At 58.3% G+C, this 20,727-nt stretch carries 17 protein-coding genes; 10 read left to right on the forward strand and 7 right to left on the reverse strand.

The window, feature by feature from the left end; all coding sequences use genetic code 11:
• The first annotated feature begins 18 nt into the window (after nucleotides 1–18).
• From RUESEDTHA_RS20170 to repC, 4 genes are all read left to right on the forward strand, one after another.
• Complete coding sequence (locus RUESEDTHA_RS20170) at nucleotides 19–357, forward strand: DUF736 family protein (protein ID WP_008335659.1); 339 nt, start codon at nucleotides 19–21, stop codon at nucleotides 355–357.
• Nucleotides 358–566: 209 nt separating this feature from the next.
• Entirely contained in the window at nucleotides 567–1,922 is a 1,356-nt protein-coding gene (locus tag RUESEDTHA_RS20175; RefSeq protein WP_009804235.1) for a ParA family protein, read from the forward strand.
• Nucleotides 1,919–2,941, forward strand: a complete 1,023-nt coding sequence (locus tag RUESEDTHA_RS20180; RefSeq protein ID WP_037207731.1) for a ParB N-terminal domain-containing protein — start codon at nucleotides 1,919–1,921, stop codon at nucleotides 2,939–2,941. Before RUESEDTHA_RS20175 ends, RUESEDTHA_RS20180 begins: the two co-directional genes overlap by 4 nt.
• 226 nt (nucleotides 2,942–3,167) lie before the next feature.
• Nucleotides 3,168–4,448 (forward strand): plasmid replication protein RepC, encoded by a 1,281-nt coding sequence (repC, locus tag RUESEDTHA_RS20185; protein ID WP_081940158.1) that lies wholly within the window; start codon nucleotides 3,168–3,170, stop codon nucleotides 4,446–4,448.
• A gap of 12 nt (nucleotides 4,449–4,460) precedes the next feature.
• Here repC and RUESEDTHA_RS20190 read toward each other — a convergent pair whose 3' ends face one another.
• A complete protein-coding gene (locus tag RUESEDTHA_RS20190) occupies nucleotides 4,461–5,570 on the reverse strand; it encodes a tyrosine-type recombinase/integrase (protein ID WP_008335646.1) in 1,110 nt (369 codons plus the stop codon).
• Between the two features lie 113 nt (nucleotides 5,571–5,683).
• On the opposite strand from RUESEDTHA_RS20190, the gene RUESEDTHA_RS20195 reads away from it, so the two are divergent.
• Both RUESEDTHA_RS20195 and RUESEDTHA_RS20200 read left to right on the forward strand, forming a co-directional pair.
• Nucleotides 5,684–6,568, forward strand: coding sequence for a DUF1403 family protein (locus RUESEDTHA_RS20195; RefSeq protein ID WP_084353839.1), 885 nt, complete (start codon nucleotides 5,684–5,686; stop codon nucleotides 6,566–6,568).
• A gap of 2 nt (nucleotides 6,569–6,570) precedes the next feature.
• Complete coding sequence (locus RUESEDTHA_RS20200; RefSeq protein ID WP_133840908.1) at nucleotides 6,571–7,167, forward strand: SMC-Scp complex subunit ScpB; 597 nt, start codon at nucleotides 6,571–6,573, stop codon at nucleotides 7,165–7,167.
• A gap of 95 nt (nucleotides 7,168–7,262) precedes the next feature.
• On the opposite strand, the gene RUESEDTHA_RS20205 is transcribed toward RUESEDTHA_RS20200, so the two are convergent.
• The 4 genes from RUESEDTHA_RS20205 to RUESEDTHA_RS20220 all read right to left on the reverse strand — a co-directional run bounded on the left by RUESEDTHA_RS20205 (nucleotide 7,263) and on the right by RUESEDTHA_RS20220 (nucleotide 10,681).
• A complete protein-coding gene (locus tag RUESEDTHA_RS20205) occupies nucleotides 7,263–8,102 on the reverse strand; it encodes a hypothetical protein (protein ID WP_084353837.1) in 840 nt (279 codons plus the stop codon).
• A gap of 13 nt (nucleotides 8,103–8,115) precedes the next feature.
• Complete coding sequence (locus tag RUESEDTHA_RS20210; RefSeq protein WP_084353836.1) at nucleotides 8,116–9,033, reverse strand: nucleotidyl transferase AbiEii/AbiGii toxin family protein; 918 nt, start codon at nucleotides 9,031–9,033, stop codon at nucleotides 8,116–8,118.
• A complete protein-coding gene (locus RUESEDTHA_RS20215) occupies nucleotides 9,023–9,853 on the reverse strand; it encodes a type IV toxin-antitoxin system AbiEi family antitoxin domain-containing protein (RefSeq protein ID WP_084353844.1) in 831 nt (276 codons plus the stop codon). Before RUESEDTHA_RS20215 ends, RUESEDTHA_RS20210 begins: the two co-directional genes overlap by 11 nt.
• 246 nt (nucleotides 9,854–10,099) lie before the next feature.
• Nucleotides 10,100–10,681: a plasmid pRiA4b ORF-3 family protein gene (locus tag RUESEDTHA_RS20220; protein ID WP_235866649.1), complete on the reverse strand. Its 582-nt coding sequence runs from the start codon at nucleotides 10,679–10,681 to the stop codon at nucleotides 10,100–10,102.
• 416 nt (nucleotides 10,682–11,097) lie between these two features.
• On the opposite strand from RUESEDTHA_RS20220, the gene RUESEDTHA_RS20225 reads away from it, so the two are divergent.
• The 3 genes from RUESEDTHA_RS20225 to RUESEDTHA_RS20235 are packed head-to-tail and all read left to right on the forward strand — an operon-like array spanning nucleotide 11,098 to nucleotide 17,103.
• The gene (locus tag RUESEDTHA_RS20225) at nucleotides 11,098–13,626 is read left to right on the forward strand and encodes a TerB N-terminal domain-containing protein (RefSeq protein WP_133840909.1); all 2,529 of its coding nucleotides are present in this window, start codon (nucleotides 11,098–11,100) and stop codon (nucleotides 13,624–13,626) included.
• Nucleotides 13,619–14,926, forward strand: a complete 1,308-nt coding sequence (locus RUESEDTHA_RS20230) for an ATP-binding protein (RefSeq protein WP_084353833.1) — start codon at nucleotides 13,619–13,621, stop codon at nucleotides 14,924–14,926. The genes RUESEDTHA_RS20225 and RUESEDTHA_RS20230 overlap by 8 nt, the downstream gene beginning before the upstream one ends.
• A gap of 5 nt (nucleotides 14,927–14,931) precedes the next feature.
• Nucleotides 14,932–17,103, forward strand: coding sequence for a DEAD/DEAH box helicase (locus RUESEDTHA_RS20235; RefSeq protein ID WP_084353832.1), 2,172 nt, complete (start codon nucleotides 14,932–14,934; stop codon nucleotides 17,101–17,103).
• Between the two features lie 43 nt (nucleotides 17,104–17,146).
• Here the strand turns inward: RUESEDTHA_RS20235 and RUESEDTHA_RS20240 are convergent, their stop codons facing one another.
• Together RUESEDTHA_RS20240 and RUESEDTHA_RS20245 are read right to left on the reverse strand one after the other, a co-directional pair.
• Nucleotides 17,147–18,892, reverse strand: coding sequence for an ATP-binding protein (locus tag RUESEDTHA_RS20240; RefSeq protein ID WP_084353831.1), 1,746 nt, complete (start codon nucleotides 18,890–18,892; stop codon nucleotides 17,147–17,149).
• Nucleotides 18,893–18,901: 9 nt separating this feature from the next.
• The gene (locus RUESEDTHA_RS20245) at nucleotides 18,902–19,825 is read right to left on the reverse strand and encodes an SIR2 family protein (RefSeq protein WP_152460852.1); all 924 of its coding nucleotides are present in this window, start codon (nucleotides 19,823–19,825) and stop codon (nucleotides 18,902–18,904) included.
• 582 nt (nucleotides 19,826–20,407) lie between these two features.
• On the opposite strand from RUESEDTHA_RS20245, the gene RUESEDTHA_RS20250 reads away from it, so the two are divergent.
• A partial coding sequence (locus RUESEDTHA_RS20250; protein WP_180888403.1) for a DUF736 family protein occupies nucleotides 20,408–20,727 on the forward strand: 320 nt, incomplete at its 3' end.

A 20,727-nucleotide genomic window follows, 5' to 3' on the forward strand; every position in this document is an offset into this window, starting at 1 on the left:
CAAACAAGGAGAAGAGCAATGACCACGAACTGCATCAAATTCACCAGCGCCGACATCGAAACCGCCAAGGGCGTCGGCTCCATCTCGACCCTGACCTTCGACCTCGACATCACGGTCGAACCCGTCGCGAGCTCGAACCCGATGGCCCCCACGCACCGCGTCCTCGGCCGCTCCCCGCGCGGCAAGTTGGTCGAGTGCGGCGGCATCTGGAAGAAGCAGAACAAGGAGACCGGCGCTGACTACTACACGCTGACCATCCGCGACCACGGCTTCAACGCCAACCTCGGCAAGGCCGCGAACCAGGACGATCTGTCCCTGCAGGCCGTCATCCCCTGGGGTCCCAAAGACGCCGCGTGACGGCTAAGGCCGGTCGGTTCTCCACCGACCGGCCCATCAAGACTCCAATCTTGAACGCGTTCAAGATTGGAGTTTTAGGGGTGGTGGAGCTTCTAAATAAGCGCCTGAAACTCATAGGCGCGTGGTATCTTTATTTTTCCTCCAAAACCGTGCTACCATAGAAGCAGAATCGAGTCGAACTCGGACCCAACCGAAGTCAGGGCTTAGGAATGAGCGGTAGTCTAGAACAGTTTTTGACGGACCTGTCACGTGGGCTTGAGCGCACGATGGTGGCAGTGAACAAGGAACTCACCTTGCGTCAGCGCATCAAGCGCACGTGGTCAATGCGCCAGTGCGCAAGGTTTATGAACGTCAGTATTCAGTATCTAACCAAGTTCGCCAATTCGAGCGACGACTTTCCCGCGGGCGAATATGTTGGAAGAGAGCGTGTTTTCACGCTTTCCGAATTGATGCACATGCGGGCCCTTCTGGCGGCCTCGGCAAAGCGGCCCTACGACTACCTAGCCTGGCGCAAACCCGACGCCCCCTTACCCGTCATCTCGTTTGCCAGCCAGAAAGGGGGCACGGCTAAGAGCCTGAGCGCCGCGCATTTTGCGCAGTATCTCAGCTTGCATTACGGCATGCGCGTTGGTGTCATGGATGCAGACCCGCAAAGCACGATAACGCTCTACTTTGTCGGGGGTGAAGGTCTTCCCCAGATGCCCGACGAAAACACCGCCTCCATGGTGGACTTTGCCGGCCTCTTCCAGTCGGAAGATGCGCCATACACTGATCACGATGCGCAGACGCTCGACAGCTTCTTTCTAAAGACCTCCTGGCCGGGGCTGCGTCTGCTGCCGGCACATGGCGAAACGTCTGAGGGAGAGATCCAGATTGCGCGCCTTGTGCGAGAGGCCCCCGCCGGAAAGAGCTTCTATCGCTACCTGCGCGATGCCCTTGATCGCTGGAAAGCGGGCCACCCGCCAAAAACGCTGCCCAACGAATTGGTAGTCGAGGGCAAGGTCGATCAGCAGCGACTGAACGCTGCGCTGACCGAGACCCTCGATGTCATCATCATCGACTATCAGCCTGCGTTGACACTTTTCCAGCTGAATAACGTGATTGCGTCGACTTCGCTGGTCATCCCGCAAACCATGAAGGGGTTTGACATCGCAACGCTGTCGACCTTTGTGACCGGCCTGCTGGGGATGCTTCAGCATATTCTGGCCCATGAACGGATCGAAATAGGAACTGGTGCCAACATGCTGTTGCCGACGATCGTCCAACGATCCAATGCGCAGGATCTAAACCACATCGGAAACCTGCTGGAACACTGCCCCACGGAAATTCTGCCGGTGTTTTATCTGCGTTCCGACGCAATCTCGAATGCGTCGGACGTCTATCAATCCGTATACGAATATGAGCCGGACACGCCGGGAAAACGCAAGGGGATCAACCGGTTCATCACGAATGCCGATGCGGTTAACGACGCCATAGTATCGCGACTCTGGCCGGGCTTCGAACGCGGTTATGCCAATACATGGATGGACGAGTTCTATGAAGATGACGGCGAGGGTGAAGCATGAAACGCAGTATTCCAAGGTCGCTGGTCAGCAAGGCTACTAGTCCCGACACATCCAAGGAGCGCACGCCCGGTCCCGAAGGCCGGGCAGAAACGGGCGACGCTGTTTCTACTCCTTTCAAGGGGGCCGGCAGTGCTTGGAAATCAGGGGCGCTTGCGCAATCGCAAGCCGCTGTGGAGCGAAGCAGAGCTGAGCTTTGTTCGGATATCTTAAACGGCCGCCACGAAATAAGCCTGTCGCCAGACCAGATATCAGATCCGATGGGGACAGACCGCCGTCAAGACTGGATGTCCCAGGAAGCATTCAGGTCTCTGGTAAACAGCATTGCCTCGAACGGGCAGGACACACCCATTCTGGTGTGGCCCGAGGATCCGGATTGGGAGCCGGATCCGTTGGAGCCGTCGAACGTCACTGGTGTTCCATTTGTCATGCTTACAGGACGCCGCCGACTGGCGGCCGCGTCGGAGTTGGGTTTACCTCTTCGTGCAATCCTCGCTTCGCCGGAAGCGCGAAACGCCGAGAACAGCAAGTTTGAGATGTTGTTTCTGCGGTTCCGCGAGAATGAGGAGCGCGAGAATCTTAGCCCATTTGAGCGTTTGGTTTCGATTGGTGAAATGTATGAAACGTTGGCTTCTGGGGCAGACAAGCTGACAGCTGTGGCCTTCGCAAAGAAAATTGGCGTGCATGAGAGCCTAGTCTCACGAGCGAGGTCTGTTTTCGCTGCGCAGGATCAGATCTTGAACGCGTTCAAGAATGTCTACGACATGAGCTTTCGTGATTTGCAGGGAGCCTTAGCGAGCTTGGAGAGGGTGAACAAACCCAAGCTCAAACCGAAGGCAAAGCCCAGAAAGCTCACGGTCAAACGCAAGGTGGGCAACCGAAATCTTTCGGCGACTTCAGTCGATGGAAACCTATCCATCAAGGTTGCAGGTGTGCCGATAGACCAAGAGCGTCTCGAGAAGCTCGGAGATTTAGTCGCCGACTACTTGAGCGCCGAAGGTTCGGGGAAGGAAACCGACTGACGACAATGTCAGCGACATATCCTCCAGAACGACGAGGCAAGGAGCAAAAAGGAACGACAATCGAAATAAAGGCAAAAGAAAAGCCCCCAAGCGGTGTGGCCTGAGAGCTGATCTTAATGGTTTGGTCACCTTCAAGATAAGTCTCGCAGGATTCACTGTCAACGACGAACGCTCCTGAGCGAACGGCTTTCTTTTGCCTCCACATAAACGGAGGTGAGATACAGGCATGAAACATACAGGTTGGCGCAAGCCGACACCGGGTCTTGGGGTTGCTGAGCAACTTGCCCAAGCCGGTGAACGGGTAGCAGTACCCAAAACACGGGCATTCGTGGCACTTAAGCGCGTGGGGGCACATATCGGCTTGAAGGCCGGAGACATGTTGCTCCTCGACACGCTCGGGGCCTTTACCCAGGCCCAGGACTGGGAGGAGGGGCAGCGTCCGATCGTCTGGGCGTCGAACGCCTATCTGATGGAGCAAACGGGTTTTTCGCTGTCTGCCCTCAAGCGCCACGCGCGGCGCCTTGCTGAGATCGGCGTGATCTCCTTCCAGGATAGCCCCAATGGCAAGCGGTGGGGCCGCAGAGACGTCGATGGCCGCATCGTCGAGGCCTATGGCTTCGATCTGTCGCCGCTCTCAGCCCGTGTCGAGGAGTTCGAGGAGCTTCATGCTGAGTTGCAGGCTGAACGCGAGCTCTGCCTACGCCTGAAGCGCCAGATCACTGTGGCGCGCCGGATGATCCGAGCCCGGATCGAGGCAGCTCTCAGCAGCGCTCTGCGTGGGCCCTGGAGGCAATTCACGGGGCTTTTTGAGGAGCTTCTGGAACGACTTCCGCGCCGTCATGAAGCTTCAGAGCAGTTGGAGCGGCTATTGGCATGGTTCAAGGAACTCCAAGAACGGGTCGAGGCGGCTTATCTTAAGGCGACTGTTGCGACAAAACCTGTGGAAAACACCGATGATAAACACGCCCAAGTCACGAAGAAGACTCAAGAAATGAACCCCAGGGAGGTCATTTCTGAACCTCATATACTAATTACAAACCAACTTAATCCTGTAACTAGTAATTCCTCTGAAAAAGAGGAAGCGGCGGGTGTGGTGCCTAATGCCCAACCCGAAGAGCGGGTTGATAGGGAGCTGGAAGACTGGGTTGCCGAGGTACGCAAGAAGCGGACAGCGCTCGATCTGCCGACAATCATGCAGGCCTGTCCGGAATTCGCATCCTGGGCGCGGAATTTGGGTGGATTCCTGAAAGATTGGGGCGATCTGCACCGGGTTGCCGGTCAACTCAGGCCGATGATCGGGATCTCTGAGCATGCCTGGAACGTGGCGCAGGACCGAATGGGCACCCAGGTGGCCACGGCCGCGTTTGCCCTCGTCTTCGAGAAGCACAGTGCGGGCGAGGTTGCCTCGCCGGGCGGCTATCTGCGGGGCATGGTCGAGAAGGCCGGGGCAGGGGAGCTGCATCTCGAGCGCAGCTTCTATGGTAGGCTCAGTGGGCAGGCGGCGTGATAGGGCAGGGGCTCAGAGACCGGCGGCTTTGGTCAGGTTCACCCGGAACCGGTCCCGGCGGCGCTGATAGCGGCGGGTCATCTCGGCGGAAGCGTGGCCGAGGTGTTTCTGGACGTAGCGCTCGTCGACTTCGGCGGAGCTGGCGAGACCGGCGCGCAACGAATGGCCGGAGAACAGCGCCAGGCGGTCTTTCTCAGGCAGGTCCGACCGGATGCCGGCGTCGAGCACGGTGCGCTTGATCAGGCGCGCGACGTGTTTGTCGTTGAGGCGTGTCTCCAGCGCCTTCTTGCCGTCCCGCGAGGTGCCGACAAAGATTGGGCCAAAGTCGATCTTGGCGAAGTGCAGCCATTGTTCGAGCGCATGGACAGGGCAGGTCTGATCCTTGGAGCCGCGGCCGATCTCGACCTCGCGCCAGCCGGTCTTGGCATTGAGGGTGAGCAGGGTGCCCTTGTCGAACACTTCAACCCAGCCGCCCGAGTCCGGCGTGTCGTCCTTGTGGACATCGAGGCTGACGATTTCCGAGCGACGAAGGCCGCCGGCGTAGCCCAGCAGCAGGATCGCGCGATCCCTGAGGCCGCGCAGGTCAAAAGGCAGGGTGGCCACCATCGCAAGGATGTCATCGGCCAGGATCGCTTCCTTTTGCACCGGCGGACGGGCGTGTTTGCGTTTGATCCCGGCCAGCACGGTGGCGATATGGCGGTTCTTGCGATCGAGGGCAAAGCCGCGCTGCGCATAGTTCCAGGCAAGGCCCGACAGGCGGCGGTCGATGGTGCTGACCGATAGGGCAGGGGAGGGGCCCGCTCCGGACGCCAGGTCCGCAAGGTAGAGCCCGATCATTTCGGGCGACGGGGGCAGAGTCTCCGCGCCCTTCATCCGGCACCAGCGCGCGAAATGCGCCCAGTCTTTCGCATAGGCCTTCAGCGTATTGTCCGAGGCCGCGGCGCGCGCATAGTCGCGCGCGGTATCCACCAGCCGATCGAGCGTGCCTGAACCAGCCACAAAGGAAGGAAGGCTCAAAGCCTCGCTGCTGGGATGATCTCTCTCGTTGTTCTCGCTGACCGAAGGCCCATTTGGCGGCTTTGAGATCGATTTCTCGTTGTTTTCTGACATGTCGCTGAGCATATTCTTTGGTGTCCGATAATGCAAACTTATTGGACATAGCGCGATCTTGCAGGCTGCGGCGGTTCTAACGCTATTTTCTGGTGAAAAGCGCCGCGATGACGTAGGCTCCAAGCATGACATATGCTCGGCTCGATCACACCAGCGACCTCGACACATTACCCCGGATGCCCGCCTGGGTCACCTCAGCGCGGGCTGAAAGCCTTGAAGATGTTGCGTTTTTGTCGGGCGCAGCGCTGAGCCACCTGCATGTTGTGCTGGAGCGCGAGGAGGTGCCCCAAGCCTTGTTGCGGGATCGGCTCGCGCTGCGCGCAGCGGAGGCCTGTGTCGCGTTTTCGGGGCGCCTGGAGAGAGCAGGGGATCTGCGCGACGCGGTGCATTTGTTGCGTTCTGGCGATCTGCCGGGACCGGCTGGCGAGACCTGCCTCGCCTGGCGGCGCGCGGTGGAGCGGCCGGTGTCGACCAAGGCTCTGGATCGAGCCTTGCCGGCCTTCGAGTCGGGCAAGATCGCGATGTGGCTCAATGCAGGGAAGGGGGCGCCGGTGACTCGGGCCGCGATGGTGCTGGAGGCGGTGCTGACGGAGGCGCCACGCGCTGACGTAGCTTCGCTGGTCCTCGCGGATGCGGCTCTCGCCCAAACATTCGGTTGGGATCATCTCGTGCCGTTGTTGGCCGCGGGTCTGAAACGTGCCGACCTGCGCAAGCAGGGCGACGATTTGCGTCTCGTCTGTCATCGGGCACTCATCTTATCGGCGGTCGAGGCTGTGCGTCTCTCCGCCGACCTCGCGCGTCGGGCGGCACACCTAAAGGCCGTTGCGCCAAAGCTTCGCGCCAAGGGAGCGGATGCCGCTGTCGAGATGTTCCTCACCCGCGATGCCGTGGCACCTTTGGCCTTGCCCTTGTCGGATCGCGCCGCGCGGCGGCTTTGCGACCGACTGGTCGATCTCGGCGCGGTGCGCGAGCTGACAGGGCGAGACACGTTTCGGCTCTACGGGGTGTAGCGATGGCGAAGGATCGTTCAGAGCCGGACCTGGACCGTGAGTTGGCCGACCTGCCGCCTGAGCTGCGCTGGCGGGAATGGATGCGCCGGATCGAGGCGGTGCTGTTTGCCTCGGCCTCGCCGGTGCCGCGCGAAGACCTGGCGCGCGTGGTGGGGCAGGGGGTCTCGGTGGATCTGTTGGTCGAGGATCTCGTCGCCGATCTGGAAGGGCGGGCCTTCGAGATCGCCCAGGTCTCTGGCGGCTGGATGTTTCGGACGCGGGCGGCCTACGCTCCCGCGATCCGGGTCGCCGCGGATGTCGAGGATCAGCTACTCGACCTGAGTGAATTCGACGTCGCGGTCTTGGCCGCCATCGCCTATCACCAGCCGATCACGCGCGACGGGCTCAAGGACATCTTCGGCAAGGAGATCAGCCGCGACCTGATCGGTCGGCTGCATGCGCGCGACTTGATCGGGACCGGGCCACGATCGCCGCGCCGCGGTGCGCCATACACATTTGTGACGACCGAGCAGTTCCTTGTTGCATTTGATCTGGAGACTCTCGCGGATCTGCCAGAGCGGGAGCAGTTGGAGGACGCAGGTCTGGATGGCGGGTCATAGGAATGGTTGCGGGCTGGCGATCCCCGTATTGGCCAAACGGTGAGGCATGTCGTGGACATTTCGTGACGCTCTCAGTTGTGACTTGTTGAGAGAACTCAGGCTTCGATCCTGAGCCCTCTGAACAGAGCTTCCCAAGGGTCCCCATCCTCGGTCATCGCGCCCGGTTCCAGGTTTGCTATGTTCTCGTCGATGACTGCGTTGTGGTAGTTCTTGAGCCAGCTGTATTTGCGCCGCACCGTCGCGTTGGGACTGTCGGCGAGACCGCTCTCCACCAACGTTTTGTGCCTACCCAGAAACTCGATCCAGCCGGCGTATTCGCCGTCGAGCTCGCTCAGACTGGCGCGAAGATAGTCGATGTAGTGGAGGCCTGACTCGTCCTGGCGCAGGAGGTTGTTCAGGTGACGCTCTTCATCCTCATAGGAATGTCCTTCCCGCCAAAGCGTTTGGTCCTGTCGGTGGCGTTCGATGACATCTTCATGGATCGCAATGCGCGGGAAGATGACCTCGCCTTCTTCCATGAAATAAGCCTGAACGAGGGCAGGCCCAAACACCGGACCACTGAAGTCGATGCCGAGATGCATAGGGCCGATGGTCATCGCGCCGCGCACCATTATGCCGTTCGCCACGCATTCGATCTGGATGTGCAGCAGATCGATGAGTTCCCAGACCAAAGGGCCAGCCTGGTACTGAGTTTCAATGGTTCTGGTTCTTACGATCGCGTCAGACACGATCTCTGCATGGACTTCGCTGATCATCCGCATCTCGTCGGAGCGGGTGGGCGGCGTGGCATCCCCTTCGGACACCCTGCGAAACATCGAAAGCAAGTGCCTGATCTCTGCACCGCTTCGCGTGTGCAGGAGGTTCCTGAAACCGAGGACATCAAAAAAGGTCACAAGGCATTCTTCGTAGTCGGGGTCGTTCTCGAAATCAGTCATCTCTGGTCCATCTTCAGCCGAGGAGCTTCTCCAACTCTTCCCCTTGGGCGGCATGCTTCTTGGGGTTTTCTGCTTTCAGCTTGTTCACGTTGATGAGCTTCCATCGGACCGCTGGAAGCTCGGCCGCTTGAGGGCGGTCGATCGCGTCGAAGTCTGGATCGCCGTCATGCAGGGTTCTCAGAAACCTCTTCGCGCCCTCATCCAAGCGGGATTGGATATCACCGATCAGGCGGTCGCGCGTTGAGACCAATTCCGTTAGGTCGACTGCTTCCTTCGTCATGCCCTCGAATTCCCGCGCGTAGGGCTGATCTAGATCGATCAGGTTTGGATTCAGCAGTTCGTGCGGCGGGCGTGGTGAACTCGCGAGGTAGATCAGAAACGTGCGGAACAACTCGTCGGTAAACCCTTCGTTCTCGTAGAGCAGTTTAACGTCGTAGAGGTCTCGCGGGTGCTGGCGATCTAGGGCCGCATGTAGCTTGCCGCCGAACAAATCCTCGAAGGAGACGATGTTCATCGTCGCATATCCGAACGCCTCCTCGACGGCTTCGGAGACTTCGCGTTGTTCCGGATCATGCACGACGCCCCGGGTAACGGGGGAGGTTTCGATTTTGATTTCGGCTGTGCCGAGGCGGGCGAGCGCACGCGTGGCGCCGCCGCCACCGCCGGCAATTCGCTGCGCTTTGGCGCCGGCGATGCCGCCTTCGATGGCGGCGGTAATCCGGTCCATCGCGTCGTTGATCTCGACGAGGCTGTCGGCGCGGTCCTTGACAGGCAGATAGGTCAGATCGATATCGACCGAGAGGCGCGGAAGGTCGCGATAGAAGAGGTTGATGGCCGTCCCGCCCTTGAGCGCAAATATCTCCTCCTTCGCCACATATGGAAGTACCCGTACGAGCAGGGCCACTTGGGCGGCATAGTCTTCACGCGCCATCACCACGTTCCTTTCTTACAAACTCTTCGGGCACCATGATCCTGTAGCGTGGATGTATCTTGCCGCCTTTGACCAATGCGCGATCCCCGCTGCCGAGGTCGAAGTCTTCCGGATCGAGACGCTTGCGCCAGGCATGGTCGTGGCGGTCGGCGAACACGAAGAACAGGCGTTTGACCTTGATCTTCTTGCAACTTCTGAGCAGTGCCGAGAGGGTTCTTGGGCGCAACGTCGTCAGGCTTTCGAACACCATGTCGAGGTTGTGAAAGCTCTCCTGATCCGGCAACTCGTCAAGCGCTTCGAGGATGGCGCGTTCCGGCGAGGACATCACCAGTTTCCAGTCCCATGGCAGGGACGATGCTGTCTCGTTGAGATTATTTCGCGCGTCATTGACACCCAACTCTGGATCGGAGAACAGCGATACGCTGCGTGTGCGGAGTTCGGTGTTGAGCGGCAGTTTTTCGAGCCAGTTGGGGATTTTTGAGCCGTAGAGCCAGACTGTGCTCTTGTCGCCGAGTGAGAGGTAGTGCGCATAGCCTTGCAGGCCCAATGCCGTCGCCCCCCCGATATGGACAGGGTAGTGCATGATGTGCTGGAGCGAGAGCAGGCTGGTCTTCCAGTCGAGCGTATTCGTGGTGGCGCTGCTTGGTGCGGGACGGCGGAACACTCCGCGTCCTAGGCGTTCTAGCCAGCCGCGTTGCACATAGCCGTAGGACGAACGCCGACCTATCCCGTGGTGCTCCAGCCAGGCGGAGTCCACGAGGAACCCCGTGGGGACAGCCTCAAGAAGACTCTTTAGTTTTTCGTGTTCTTGTCCACTCATGGGCGACATAATGATGTATTTTTAAAGATGCCGCCACTTGTTTCTGTGATAACCTGTGAGATAGTCCGTCAAGGATCGACAAATTCTGGAATTTTCAAAGAGACTGGTGGTTGTCAGCTCTGAAGCTCACCAGCAAAGCAGGGCGTGGATGCCCTCGGAGGGCTGAGAAGACATCCGGCCATTCGGATCGAACAGTCGAAGCTATGTGCCCCTGTCGAAGCCGCTGCGCCAAACCAGAGTCAGGTTTCACTTTCGATTGTGGCGTTCTTTTGCCCATACAAACATCGCACCGACGGCAGCATTGGCTTGCTGCACGCTGAACACTTCCGGTTCGAACGCGCCCGCCCATTGCTTTGTATCGCGATGTTCCGGGTGGTGTTTGTCGGTCAGCGCGTCGAGAAACTCTTCGTAAGAGTAGGGTCCTCCACAGTCCTCTGGCGGGCAGGCTCGCTCTCCGTCAACACAGGCGGGAAAGTCCAGATCTGGTCTTCCGGTTGGTTTGCTAAACTTCTCAACGGTGACGAGATGCCGCCAGCCATCGCCGAAATCATAAGTGTATGTGAACTGACTGCCTTTCTTGACCAGCTTTCCAAGAGTAAACCTCTTCTCGTCCTTCCGCCCATCGGTAGGGTCCCAGCTGTCGTCACTTTCGTCGCGGGCCTCGAACCTGTCTTCGCCAATCTCGAACTCATGCAAATGATAGTCTTGCCAAGGCATAGCGCCCTGGAGAACGGAATGCAGGATGTCCAAGCTGATGTCATTCGGCACGACGATACGGCGCCAGATGGGTGGTTTGATGCCAACCAGTTCGATTTTCAGCTCAATCAAAGTGTGTTCCGCCTGTCTCAATGGCCCTGCCGTTGAAGTAACTTTTGATTCTTAAGTTGAAGCATTCAAGGGGAACATTGGCCCCTCCCGCCCTTTGGCCAGGACCGCGCCCTACTCGGTCGGCTGCGCGCAGCCGCCCTCCCCGAGCTGAAACGCCGCCTCTCCCTGCGACGTGCCGCTGGCCCGGCCGTCTCCTCCGGAGCCAGCCCGACCAGCCGTCGCATGGTCGTGGCAACGCTTCATCTCGGCCGTTCCGGTTACGGTCACTGGGGCAGGGGTGTGCCCGCAACGGTGCGAACAGATGTATGTGGCCATCGGCCCAATCAAGCATAAAGCATGGGAAGTGCTTCAACCATGACGTTAGTCGTTGCAAAGATGGCTGTGCAAAATAGTGTGGTTCGGAGAGGGTTCCGATAATGTCTTCAATAATCAAGTTTTTCCGAATTACATTCTTTCTCGTCCTGTATTTTTTCTTATGTATGGTCGTGGTGACCACAATGCTTCAGGGTTGGCCGATTGGCGGCCAGATGTTGTTTGCATTTGGTGTTCCCGTCATTCTGGTCTGGTGGCAAGAAAAACGGAGATCGCGGAAAGTCGCTGCAAAGGCGCAAGCTGAGGGGAGTTCCGAAAATCTACCCCCCCGACCTGAGCCGGTGCCGCGCCCAAGTGCCTACGACAAGCGTATCGAGCGTGAGCGCGAACGAACTCGCGAAGCCAACGCGTCCAAACAGCCGGCTGCCGTGCAGGCTTACTCCCCACCAAAGCAGGACTACGCTGAAATCGTTCGGGCTGGAAAGTCTGCGGCGCCGGCACTTGCCGCGGCCGCTGAACGAAATCAGCCCTCGCGAGTGGCATCGAGCGCATCGGTCCGATCATCGAAAAGCGGGTGGGTCCCGTCTTATGAAACAGCTAGCGTCGCCGGCCGCAACATCGGCGGGATGGTCTATGTCGGCACGGCTCCCTTGCTGAACACCTACGGGTATCGTGACAAGTGCCGAGCCTATATCGATCCGTCTCTGTCTGTCGCGCGCTCTGGAGCCGACAAAGCTGGTGAAGGTATGCCTTACTGGCCCGGATACGCGGATATCTCACCTCAGTGCCGGGCGACCTACCTCGACTGGTTGGCCAGCGGGCGCAACGACGCCTCCTACAACCCCGGATACATGTTCCTGTACTTCTACGGGCTGGAGCGTCGCTTCTTCGTCGATCAGTCCAACGAAGATGCCAAGGATATCGTCCAGGAAGTTCGGCGGCTGCATTCACTTTACCCTGACAACCACTCCGTCAGGCGCTATTTGGGTGAGTTCCTCGACATTGCGATGCTTGCCGAAACCGACCTCGACGCTATCGAACCGATTTTCGAGAAGCAGGGCTGGGAACTTCCGTTCTCACTCAAATACGCAATCGGAGCTCGGATCGACAAAGGCGAGAACCTGACGGCTGACTGGTTGCTGAGTTGGTTCATCTGCCATCCGGAAACAAATCTGAGAACTCCCGCGACGCGGTGCCGTGACGAGTTCGTCGCTCTTTTCCGTATGCGGTTTGATCGGCGTTTTCCTGATGGGCTCAAAGTGACAAAACCCCGGAAATCACTCACGGCATCCTATCGCGCCGCCTCCAGCGAGTTTCAGGGGTCAGTCAATCCGACCGTGGATGGCAAACCCGTGCCCGACATCTCCGGCTTGCGCAAGCCGGTCGAGATTGCGCAAGAGCTGGCTGACGAGGTGATGAACGACCTCGACAAGCTCAGTCGCTTCCTGGGCCGAAACCCTGACGGCCGCGGAAGTGTGGAAGCGCATGCCTTGCTACCCTCTGAACTTTGGGATGCTTTCCCATCAGAGGAAATGGACCGCTTGAAATCTTGGGCAAGCGATATCGTCGATCGCGGGGGATTGGTGCCGCTTGAGGAGGTGATCGGACGACTGGAGGGAGAAACGAACGAGAAGATCGGAAAACGGCAAATGACAGGAGCCGCCGACGCGCTCGCGCGCCTCGGTTTCGGTCTGGCGCCCGACCCTCGGTTTGCGCTCCGGTCGCCCAAGACGGAGGAGCCTGTTGTGCTGTTTCGTCTGGGCGAACCCATCGAAAGACTGGAGGACGTTTCCGACAGCTATCGAAGCGCCTTGATCGAATTGGCACTTGGGTCGTTAGTCGCCCATGCTGATGGTCGCATCGCGGAGCCTGAACGCAGGGCGTTGGAAGATCAGGTTTCTGCCACGGCCCTCAGCGATCAGGAACGCCGCAGGCTGCGTGCAAACCTTGAATGGTTCCTGGCCGTGCCACCGGACATGACGCTTCTGCGGCGCAAACTGAAGGAGGTGGGCCAAGACAGCCAAGCCGCTATGCGGGCAGCGCTGGTCGGTGCAGCACATGCCGATGGCATTATTCACTCCGACGAAGTCGCAAGCATCGAGAAAATCTACAAGGCTTTGGGACTTGATCCTGCGCTTGCCTACACCGACCTGCATGCTGGCGAAGTTGCGGATGGTCCACGCACTGTTCGCGCGTCGCAACCGGGTCGCCCGGGCGAAGCGATACCCGCGCTCGAAAAAGCCAGCGGACCGAAACTCGACGCTTCACGGATCGCAGCAATTCGTTCGGACACAGAGCGCGTGTCGTCCGTCCTCGGTCAGATTTTCGATGTCAAAGAGGAAGAAAGTGGTGCCTCCGCGCCTGCCAGCCAAAGCCAGCTGGTAGGGCTTGACCCGAAACACGGCGCCCTTGTCCTCGAACTGGTCACTCGAGAGCATTGGTCTGAAACCGAGTTCGAGACGATCTGCGCCTCGCATGGGTTGATGGCATCCGGGGCTTTGGAAGTCGTGAATGAATGGGCTTTTGAGACCTACAACGAAGCACTGCTCGACGAGTATGATGGATATGACGTGTCTCTGGAAATTGCGGAGGCGGTAAAAGAAAAGATGAGTGCGGAGGGCAGGGATGTCTAAGTTGAAACCACGTGAACGCGATGCAATCGTACAGGCGCTTCGGGCCGGGGTCGTGCCCAAACTCGGTTTGCGCCATATTCAGGTTGGCCGCGTCCGAGAGATTGAAGAGCTCGTCAAGGACATGGACCGGATATCCGATGGCGGATCGGCGATCCGGTTCATCATCGGGGAGTACGGATCGGGCAAGACGTTCTTCATGAACCTGATCCGCCTCGTGGCTCTGGAGAAAGGCCTGGTCGTGATGTTCGCGGATTTAGCGCCAGATCGGCGCATTCACGCGACCGGCGGACAAGCTCGCGGGCTGTATGCCGAGATGGCCCGAAACCTCTCGACGCGGACCAAGCCCGATGGCGGGGCATTGGCCAGCGTGGTGGAGCGATTTGTCAGCCAGGCTCACCGAGATGCTGAAGAACGGGATTTGCCCACGGGGACCGTCATTCGTGAACGCCTTGGCCACTTTGAAGAACTTACCGGAGGGTTTGAGTTCGCCGAAGTCATCCGTCGATATTGGGAAGGCCATGAGACCGGCGACGACGAGTTGAAATCCGCAGCCCTGAGATGGCTGCGCGGCGAGTTCGCGACACGCACCGACGCGCGCAAAGCACTTGGTGTGCGAACGATCATCGACGACGCCAGTGTCTATGACCATCTGAAGCTGATGTCGGCATTCGTGTGCGAGGCCGGGTATAAAGGATTGCTGGTCGGCCTCGACGAGATGGTGAACCTCTACAAGCTCACTTCGTCGCAGGCCCGCAATGCAAACTACGAACAGATCCTCCGGATCCTGAACGATGTGCTGCAGGGTAGCGCCGAGAACCTCGGATTCCTTATGGGTGGAACCCCGGAGTTTCTGATGAACACCCGTCGAGGGCTCTATAGCTACGAAGCCCTTCAATCGCGTTTGGCCGAGAACACCTTCGCGCGGGACGGATTGGTCGACCTTTCAGGACCGGTTGTCCGGCTGGCCAGCCTGACCCCTGAAGATCTCTTCGTTCTTCTGGCCAATGTGCGGCGGATCATGCAGGACGATGCCGGTGCTCTGCCGGACGACGCGCTCGAGGCCTTCATGGCGCATTGTTCGGACCGGATCGGTGAAGCTTACTTCCGCACCCCGCGCAATACGGTGACGGCATTCGTGAACCTGCTTTCCGTGCTTGAGCAAAACCCCGGTGTCGAGTGGAGCGATCTGATCGAAAAGATCGAGGTCTCCGAAGACCTCGGCGAAGACATGAACGAGGTAGACGAGTCGACTGGTGCCCAAGACCCCGGTGACGATGATCTGATCAGCTTCAAGCTCTGACGCCGATGAGCAGTGCGTTCGACAAACTGGCGAGGCCTGTGCAGAAATGGATACGCCAGAAAGGTTGGCGCGAACTTCGCGACATCCAGGCGCGATCCATCCGGACGATCTGCGAATCCAATGCCGATTTAATCGTTGCAGCTTCTACGGCGGGCGGAAAGACCGAGGCGGCGTTCCTGCCGTTGATTTCACAGGTGCTTGACGAGCCGTCGGGCGGCACCGGCTTCGACCTGCTCTACATCGGTCCGCTGAAAGCCCTGATCACGGACCAGGCCATGCGGCTGGAGGGCATCTGCCAGGAAGCAGAGCTTCCGGTTGTTCCCTGGCACGGAGATGTCTCGCAATCCATCAAGACGCGCGCGTTGATATCTCCAAAAGGGATCCTTCTGATAACCCCAGAGTCCCTTGAGGCGCTTTTCATTCGTCGCGGTTTGGAAATTGCCCGCCTGTTTGGGGCGACACGGGCGGTCGTGATCGACGAGCTGCACACAGTTCTGGACAGCGAACGCGGTGTCCAGCTTCGTTCACTGCTCACACGGCTCGAGCTCGCGATAAAGCGCCCAATCCGTCGGATAGGTCTGTCAGCTACGCTAGGCGACATGGACCTCGCTAAGGCCTATCTTCGCCCTGACGCCGCAAACGCTGTCCAGCTGATCGAAGCAGATGGCGGCGAGGCTGAATTGAAGCTTCAGCTTCGCGGTTACCTTTCCGGCGATGAAGATGAAAACAGCCCATCCGCAACGGACGCGATCGCAGCACATCTTTTCAAACACCTTCGAGGCAGCGACAACCTGGTCTTCGCCGGAGCGCGTCAACGGGTCGAGATTTACGCAGATCGGTTGCGGGAGCTTTGCGAACGGGAGCACCTGCCACAGGAATTCTATCCCCACCACGCGAGCCTCTCCCGAGAACACCGTGACTTCGTTGAGCGGCGCTTGAAGGACCCTGCGAAACCGACGACAGCCGTTTGCACATCGACGCTCGAGCTTGGAATCGACATCGGTGACGTGACCTGCGTGGCTCAAATCGGTGCGCCATTCAGCGTCGCCGCGTTGCGACAACGGCTTGGCCGATCAGGCCGGCGTGAAGGACAGCCGGCCATTCTCAGGCAGTATGCTGTCGAAGCCAAGTTGACGCCGGAGAGCAGTTTCGTGGATCGTCTTCGCCTCGGCCTGATCAGGTCCATCGCGATGATAGACTTGCTGCTGGAAGGCTGGTGCGAACCTCCAAAACCTCAGGCGCTTCATCTCTCGACGCTCGTCCACCAGATACTGTCAGTCATAGCGCAGCGCGGCGGTGCGTCTGCAAGCGTGGTCTACAATGTGCTCTGCCGCGAAGGCCCCTTTCGGAAGGTCACAACCGAAGTCTTCGCAGATGTGTTGCGTGCAATCGGCCACCCAGAAACCGGCTTGATCGAACAGGTCGGCAGCGGGCTGTTGCTTTTGGGACCCGCGGGCGAAAAACTGGTTGAGCATTACAGCTTCTATGCGGTGTTTCAGACGCCTGAGGAATTCCGGTTGGTCGCAGAGGGGCGGGACCTTGGAACCCTGCCGATCGATAATGTTCTTGCCCCTGGGATGCTATTAATATTCTCTGGGCGACGTTGGGTTGTTCAAGAAATCCATGATCGTGAAAAGGTCATCGTCGTCAAACCCGCGAAGGCTGGTGTGCCGCCCGTCTTCGGCGGCGATGCGGGGGACATTCATGACAAAGTGATCGACCGAATGTTCGCCGTGCTCGAGGGGGATTCCAGCCCAGCTTACATGGATACAGTCTCTTTGATGATGCTCGAGGAAGCGCGTGCTCACTATGAACAGCTGGGGTTTAGGGCCAATAACCTACACACCATTGGCGAGCATACATCAGTCATTGCGACGCGGGTCGGTACTGTGAAGACATCAACCCTCGCGCTAGCACTGAGAAGTGAGGGGTTTTCGGTCGAACTGCATGACGGGTTTCTGATGGTGGAGGCCGGGGACGAAACCCCCGATCTTCAAACGGTACTAGCGCACATTCGATCTGGCGAACCTGTCGATCTGTTCGCTGGAGCTGGGAATTTAATGTCGGAGAAGTTTCATCCTTACCTGTCGCAGCCCCTCTTGGAGTTGGATGCAATTTCTTCCAAGCTTGCGCCCGATACTCTTACCGCGATGGTCGGTAGAATCGTCCCAGCATAATATGTGCGGCAATACTCGTTGACTGTTTTCATCGCTCCTAGGGCTAGTGATTGCTTTGTCTCCGCCAAGAAAGGACGGCATCTTCCGTTCCCGCAACTGGTGCCGCGTCACTCCAACGATCCCAGAAATTGACTGTCGCGCTATTGGGCTTGAAGCGCGGCTCGGACACCACAACTCGCGTCGGAAGCAAGCTCGCATCGCCGACCACCAATGCCTCACCGATGTCGAGGACCGGTAGAAGATCACCAAACCCGCCGAGGCTGTCAGGCAGCAACCGTTTGATCACGGATTGATCGTCGCCGTTGGTCAGCCGCATCGCAATGACATTGTTGCACTGGCTCAGAACGGTGCGGTTCACTTCGGATGGTCTTTGGCTGATAACCACTAGTCCAACACCGTATTTCCTGCCTTCTTTGGCGATCCTCTCGAAAATCCCGACAGAGATCTCATCGGCTGACTCTGACGATGCACGCTCCGGGATATACAGATGTGCCTCATCGCAGAACAATGCGATGGGATGACGGTTGTCTGGTGGCGTCCACTGGCTGACTGTGAATATCAGCCGAGCAATCAAGCTGACCATGAGCGGCAGGATGTCGGACGGCACTTCCGAGAAATTGATGATCTTGATCCCACCCTTGCCATCAGCTTGCGATCCGCGCCCGCCTATCAGGAAATGCGTTACCTCCGACAGCCAGGCCATATCCATACAGGCTGCTGGCGGCTGAAATATGAACCCAAGCCTGCGATCATTTCGTTTGGCTTCAAATCGCGCGATTAAGCGGCTGAGCTTGTCGAAGTATGGTCCTTGCTTATCCTTGTTGTTAGCGCCCGGAACCATTTGTTCGTTCAAGTCAGATAGTTGCTTGTGGACACTGTCGATATCGAAAGGCACGGGGCTATCGATAGTGAAATTTGCAAGAATGTCGGCGTGTTTTCCCGGATCAAGCATTGCGCGCTTCGCATCGGTGATACAGCGCGTCATGAGCATGGCTTGGTTCGGAGCGTTCTGATCGGACCGATCTACAAACAAAGCGACCAATGCCTCATAGCCGAGAAGCCAGAACGGTAGATGTAGAACACCGTCGGCCAGTCGGCGATCGTGTCCAATGTCCCCCGGCCCAGCGATGCGTAGATGCCGAAACTCGTCGCTATCGAGGGTCTGGTACTCACCATGGATATCGAACAAGATTACGTTGGCTTGTGGAAGACCGGCAATCTGGTCTAGGAGCCGCGCAGTTGTGTACGATTTGCCGCTGCCAGTGCTACCGACCACGATGGCATGACGTTGGAACAGACGGTTGCCGTTCAAGAAGGCCCGCGCGTCCTCGTCCAAAGCATAGCGACCAAGATCAAGCTGCGGGCCGTCGCCGGAAACCTGCGAAATGACCTGCATGAAGTCTGTCAGGCGCTGACCTTCCAAGGAAAAGCAATCCGCATCGATTTCGGGCACAGTCTCTAGGGTGCGCTTAAAGACGTTCTCTTTCAGCCCCTCCTTGTCTACGAGTGTTCCAATCAGAGCGACCCGAACGAGGTTGTTTTCGGGGAGCGCGGCTTCCGGATCCTCCTCAGACCCGTCTATTGCAGTTTCGTCACCTGCTTTGCGTGTGATGCGCGAAACTATCCCGATTAAGTGCTGCCCGGCTTTCGAGCTTCTGATCGCGGTCAACCGATTGACCTGAATCCGTTTGAGGCGTTCAAGTTCATCGACTCGCACCGTCACAGTGGCAGTATCGACGGCAATAATTTTGCCGAGACTTTCATCATCGTTGAAATCAAGTATGCCCAACTCTTCCTCCTAAAACCCAATCAATTCGTTCAATGCAGGCAACTCCCAATATTTGCCCCCGATAACAACAATACCGTCTGGGCTGTCACGGTTGTAAACCATCGTCCCCTCATCGTGGTTCTCGAGCGCGAGGTAGTGACGCCCGGCGTTGTTCTTGAGAAAATCCTTGGCTTCGGGCGTTAAGGTGCGCGCTGCGACAAGGATGGGAACGTCATGCACACGACAACGCGTCATCAGCTTCGGATGGATATGGCCGTCGCGGAACCCGTATCCTATGCAAATGAATGCGGTCGCGGCACTCAACACACGATCGGCGCCCTGTATCGCGCTCCGAAAGGGCTCGTCGTGCGTCCGCTGATATTTGCTTACACCTGGCGTGACGATCAACGGAACCAAACCATCGGGCAACTCGCTCGTCATCGGTAGCGACATCACACCCCCATGCGGGTCTGAAAACCAATCAAGAGACCCGTGGACTTTCCAGACTGTGACCGTCCGCGCCAAATTGGCCCCTTGTTTGAAAATCAGATTCTCCGCCCCATCGGCCCGTCGCAGATAGCCCGGAAGGAAACCCGTGTTGTGGATGTAGCCGCCTGAATCGGCTGCATACTCTGCAACGCGGTCGTAGTTTGTTGTTACGACATGGATATTGCGGTTTGTACTTCGGAATAAACCTGTGAATAGGGTGCGGAGCGGAAAAATGGTCTCGGTCTTTATAGCTGATTTGAGCAGGCTATAATCGCCCTGAGCGATGAAGTCCCAGGTACTTCGGACAATCTTGACAACCAAGGAGTCGGGTAGAGGCTTGTTTTCTAGTGCTGCTTCTAAATGATCTCCAGCGGCCAAGGCTGTTCTAACAAGTGTCCAGGCATCGACTTCCGGTCCATCGTCGGCCTGTACATTATCGCGGAGCCAAACGGCCAAATCCCCCATGCCACGAATGCCATGCGGTATCGAGGCCCCGCTGCCCAAGACTATCACTGGGCTATGCTGTGCACAGTTTTGGCACTGCTTTGCGAGTTCTTCTAGTTCCAAAGCTATTTTGCCTCACTTCTTGTACTTCGGCTTAGTTTGTCTGTGCCCGAAAACGATTTGGTCCAAAATTTCGCTCTTACGATACCCCCGGTAGCACTTCTTTGTCACAGCAAGTTTTCGCTGTCGTCGCAAGGTGGGTGCGTCGGGAATCTGGCAAGTGACATGGATCCGAAAATGCCTGCTCCAGCTATGATCCATGCATCAACATGCGCCCTCTGGCATCTTTGACGGCTGTTCACCATCCTTCCTTAGCGGCCAACGCACTTCTCCCTTTGTCTGAGTTGCATGACATGCTGGTCGCAGCTGTCGTCCCGTCCACAAAGGTTGCCGCCGATCTTTTTCCCCTGACCCTGCGGGTCATTCCTCGCGGAGCAAAAAGACCGGCACCTGCCCCTCTCCGCTACGCTTCGCCTTCGGTGTGCCCGGGCCTTGGCCAGCTGCAAGGTGACCATCATTGCAACGCAAACAAGGAGAAGAGCAATGACCACGAACTGCATCAAATTCACCAGCGCCGACATCGAGACCGCCAAGGGCACAGGCTCCATCTCGACCCTGACCTTCGACCTCGACATCACGGTCGAGCCCGTCGCGAGCACGAACCCGATGGCCCCCACGCACCGCGTCCTCGGCCGCTCCCCGCGCGGCAAGCTGGTCGAGTGCGGCGGCATCTGGAAGAAGCAGAACAAGGAGACCGGTGCCGACTACTACACGCTGACCATCCGCGACCACGGCTTCAACGCCAACCTCGGCAAGGCCGCGAACCAGGACGATCTGTCCCTGCAGGCCGTCATCCCCTGGGG

Source organism: Ruegeria sp. THAF57 (assembly GCF_903914075.1).
Classification (GTDB): domain Bacteria; phylum Pseudomonadota; class Alphaproteobacteria; order Rhodobacterales; family Rhodobacteraceae; genus Ruegeria.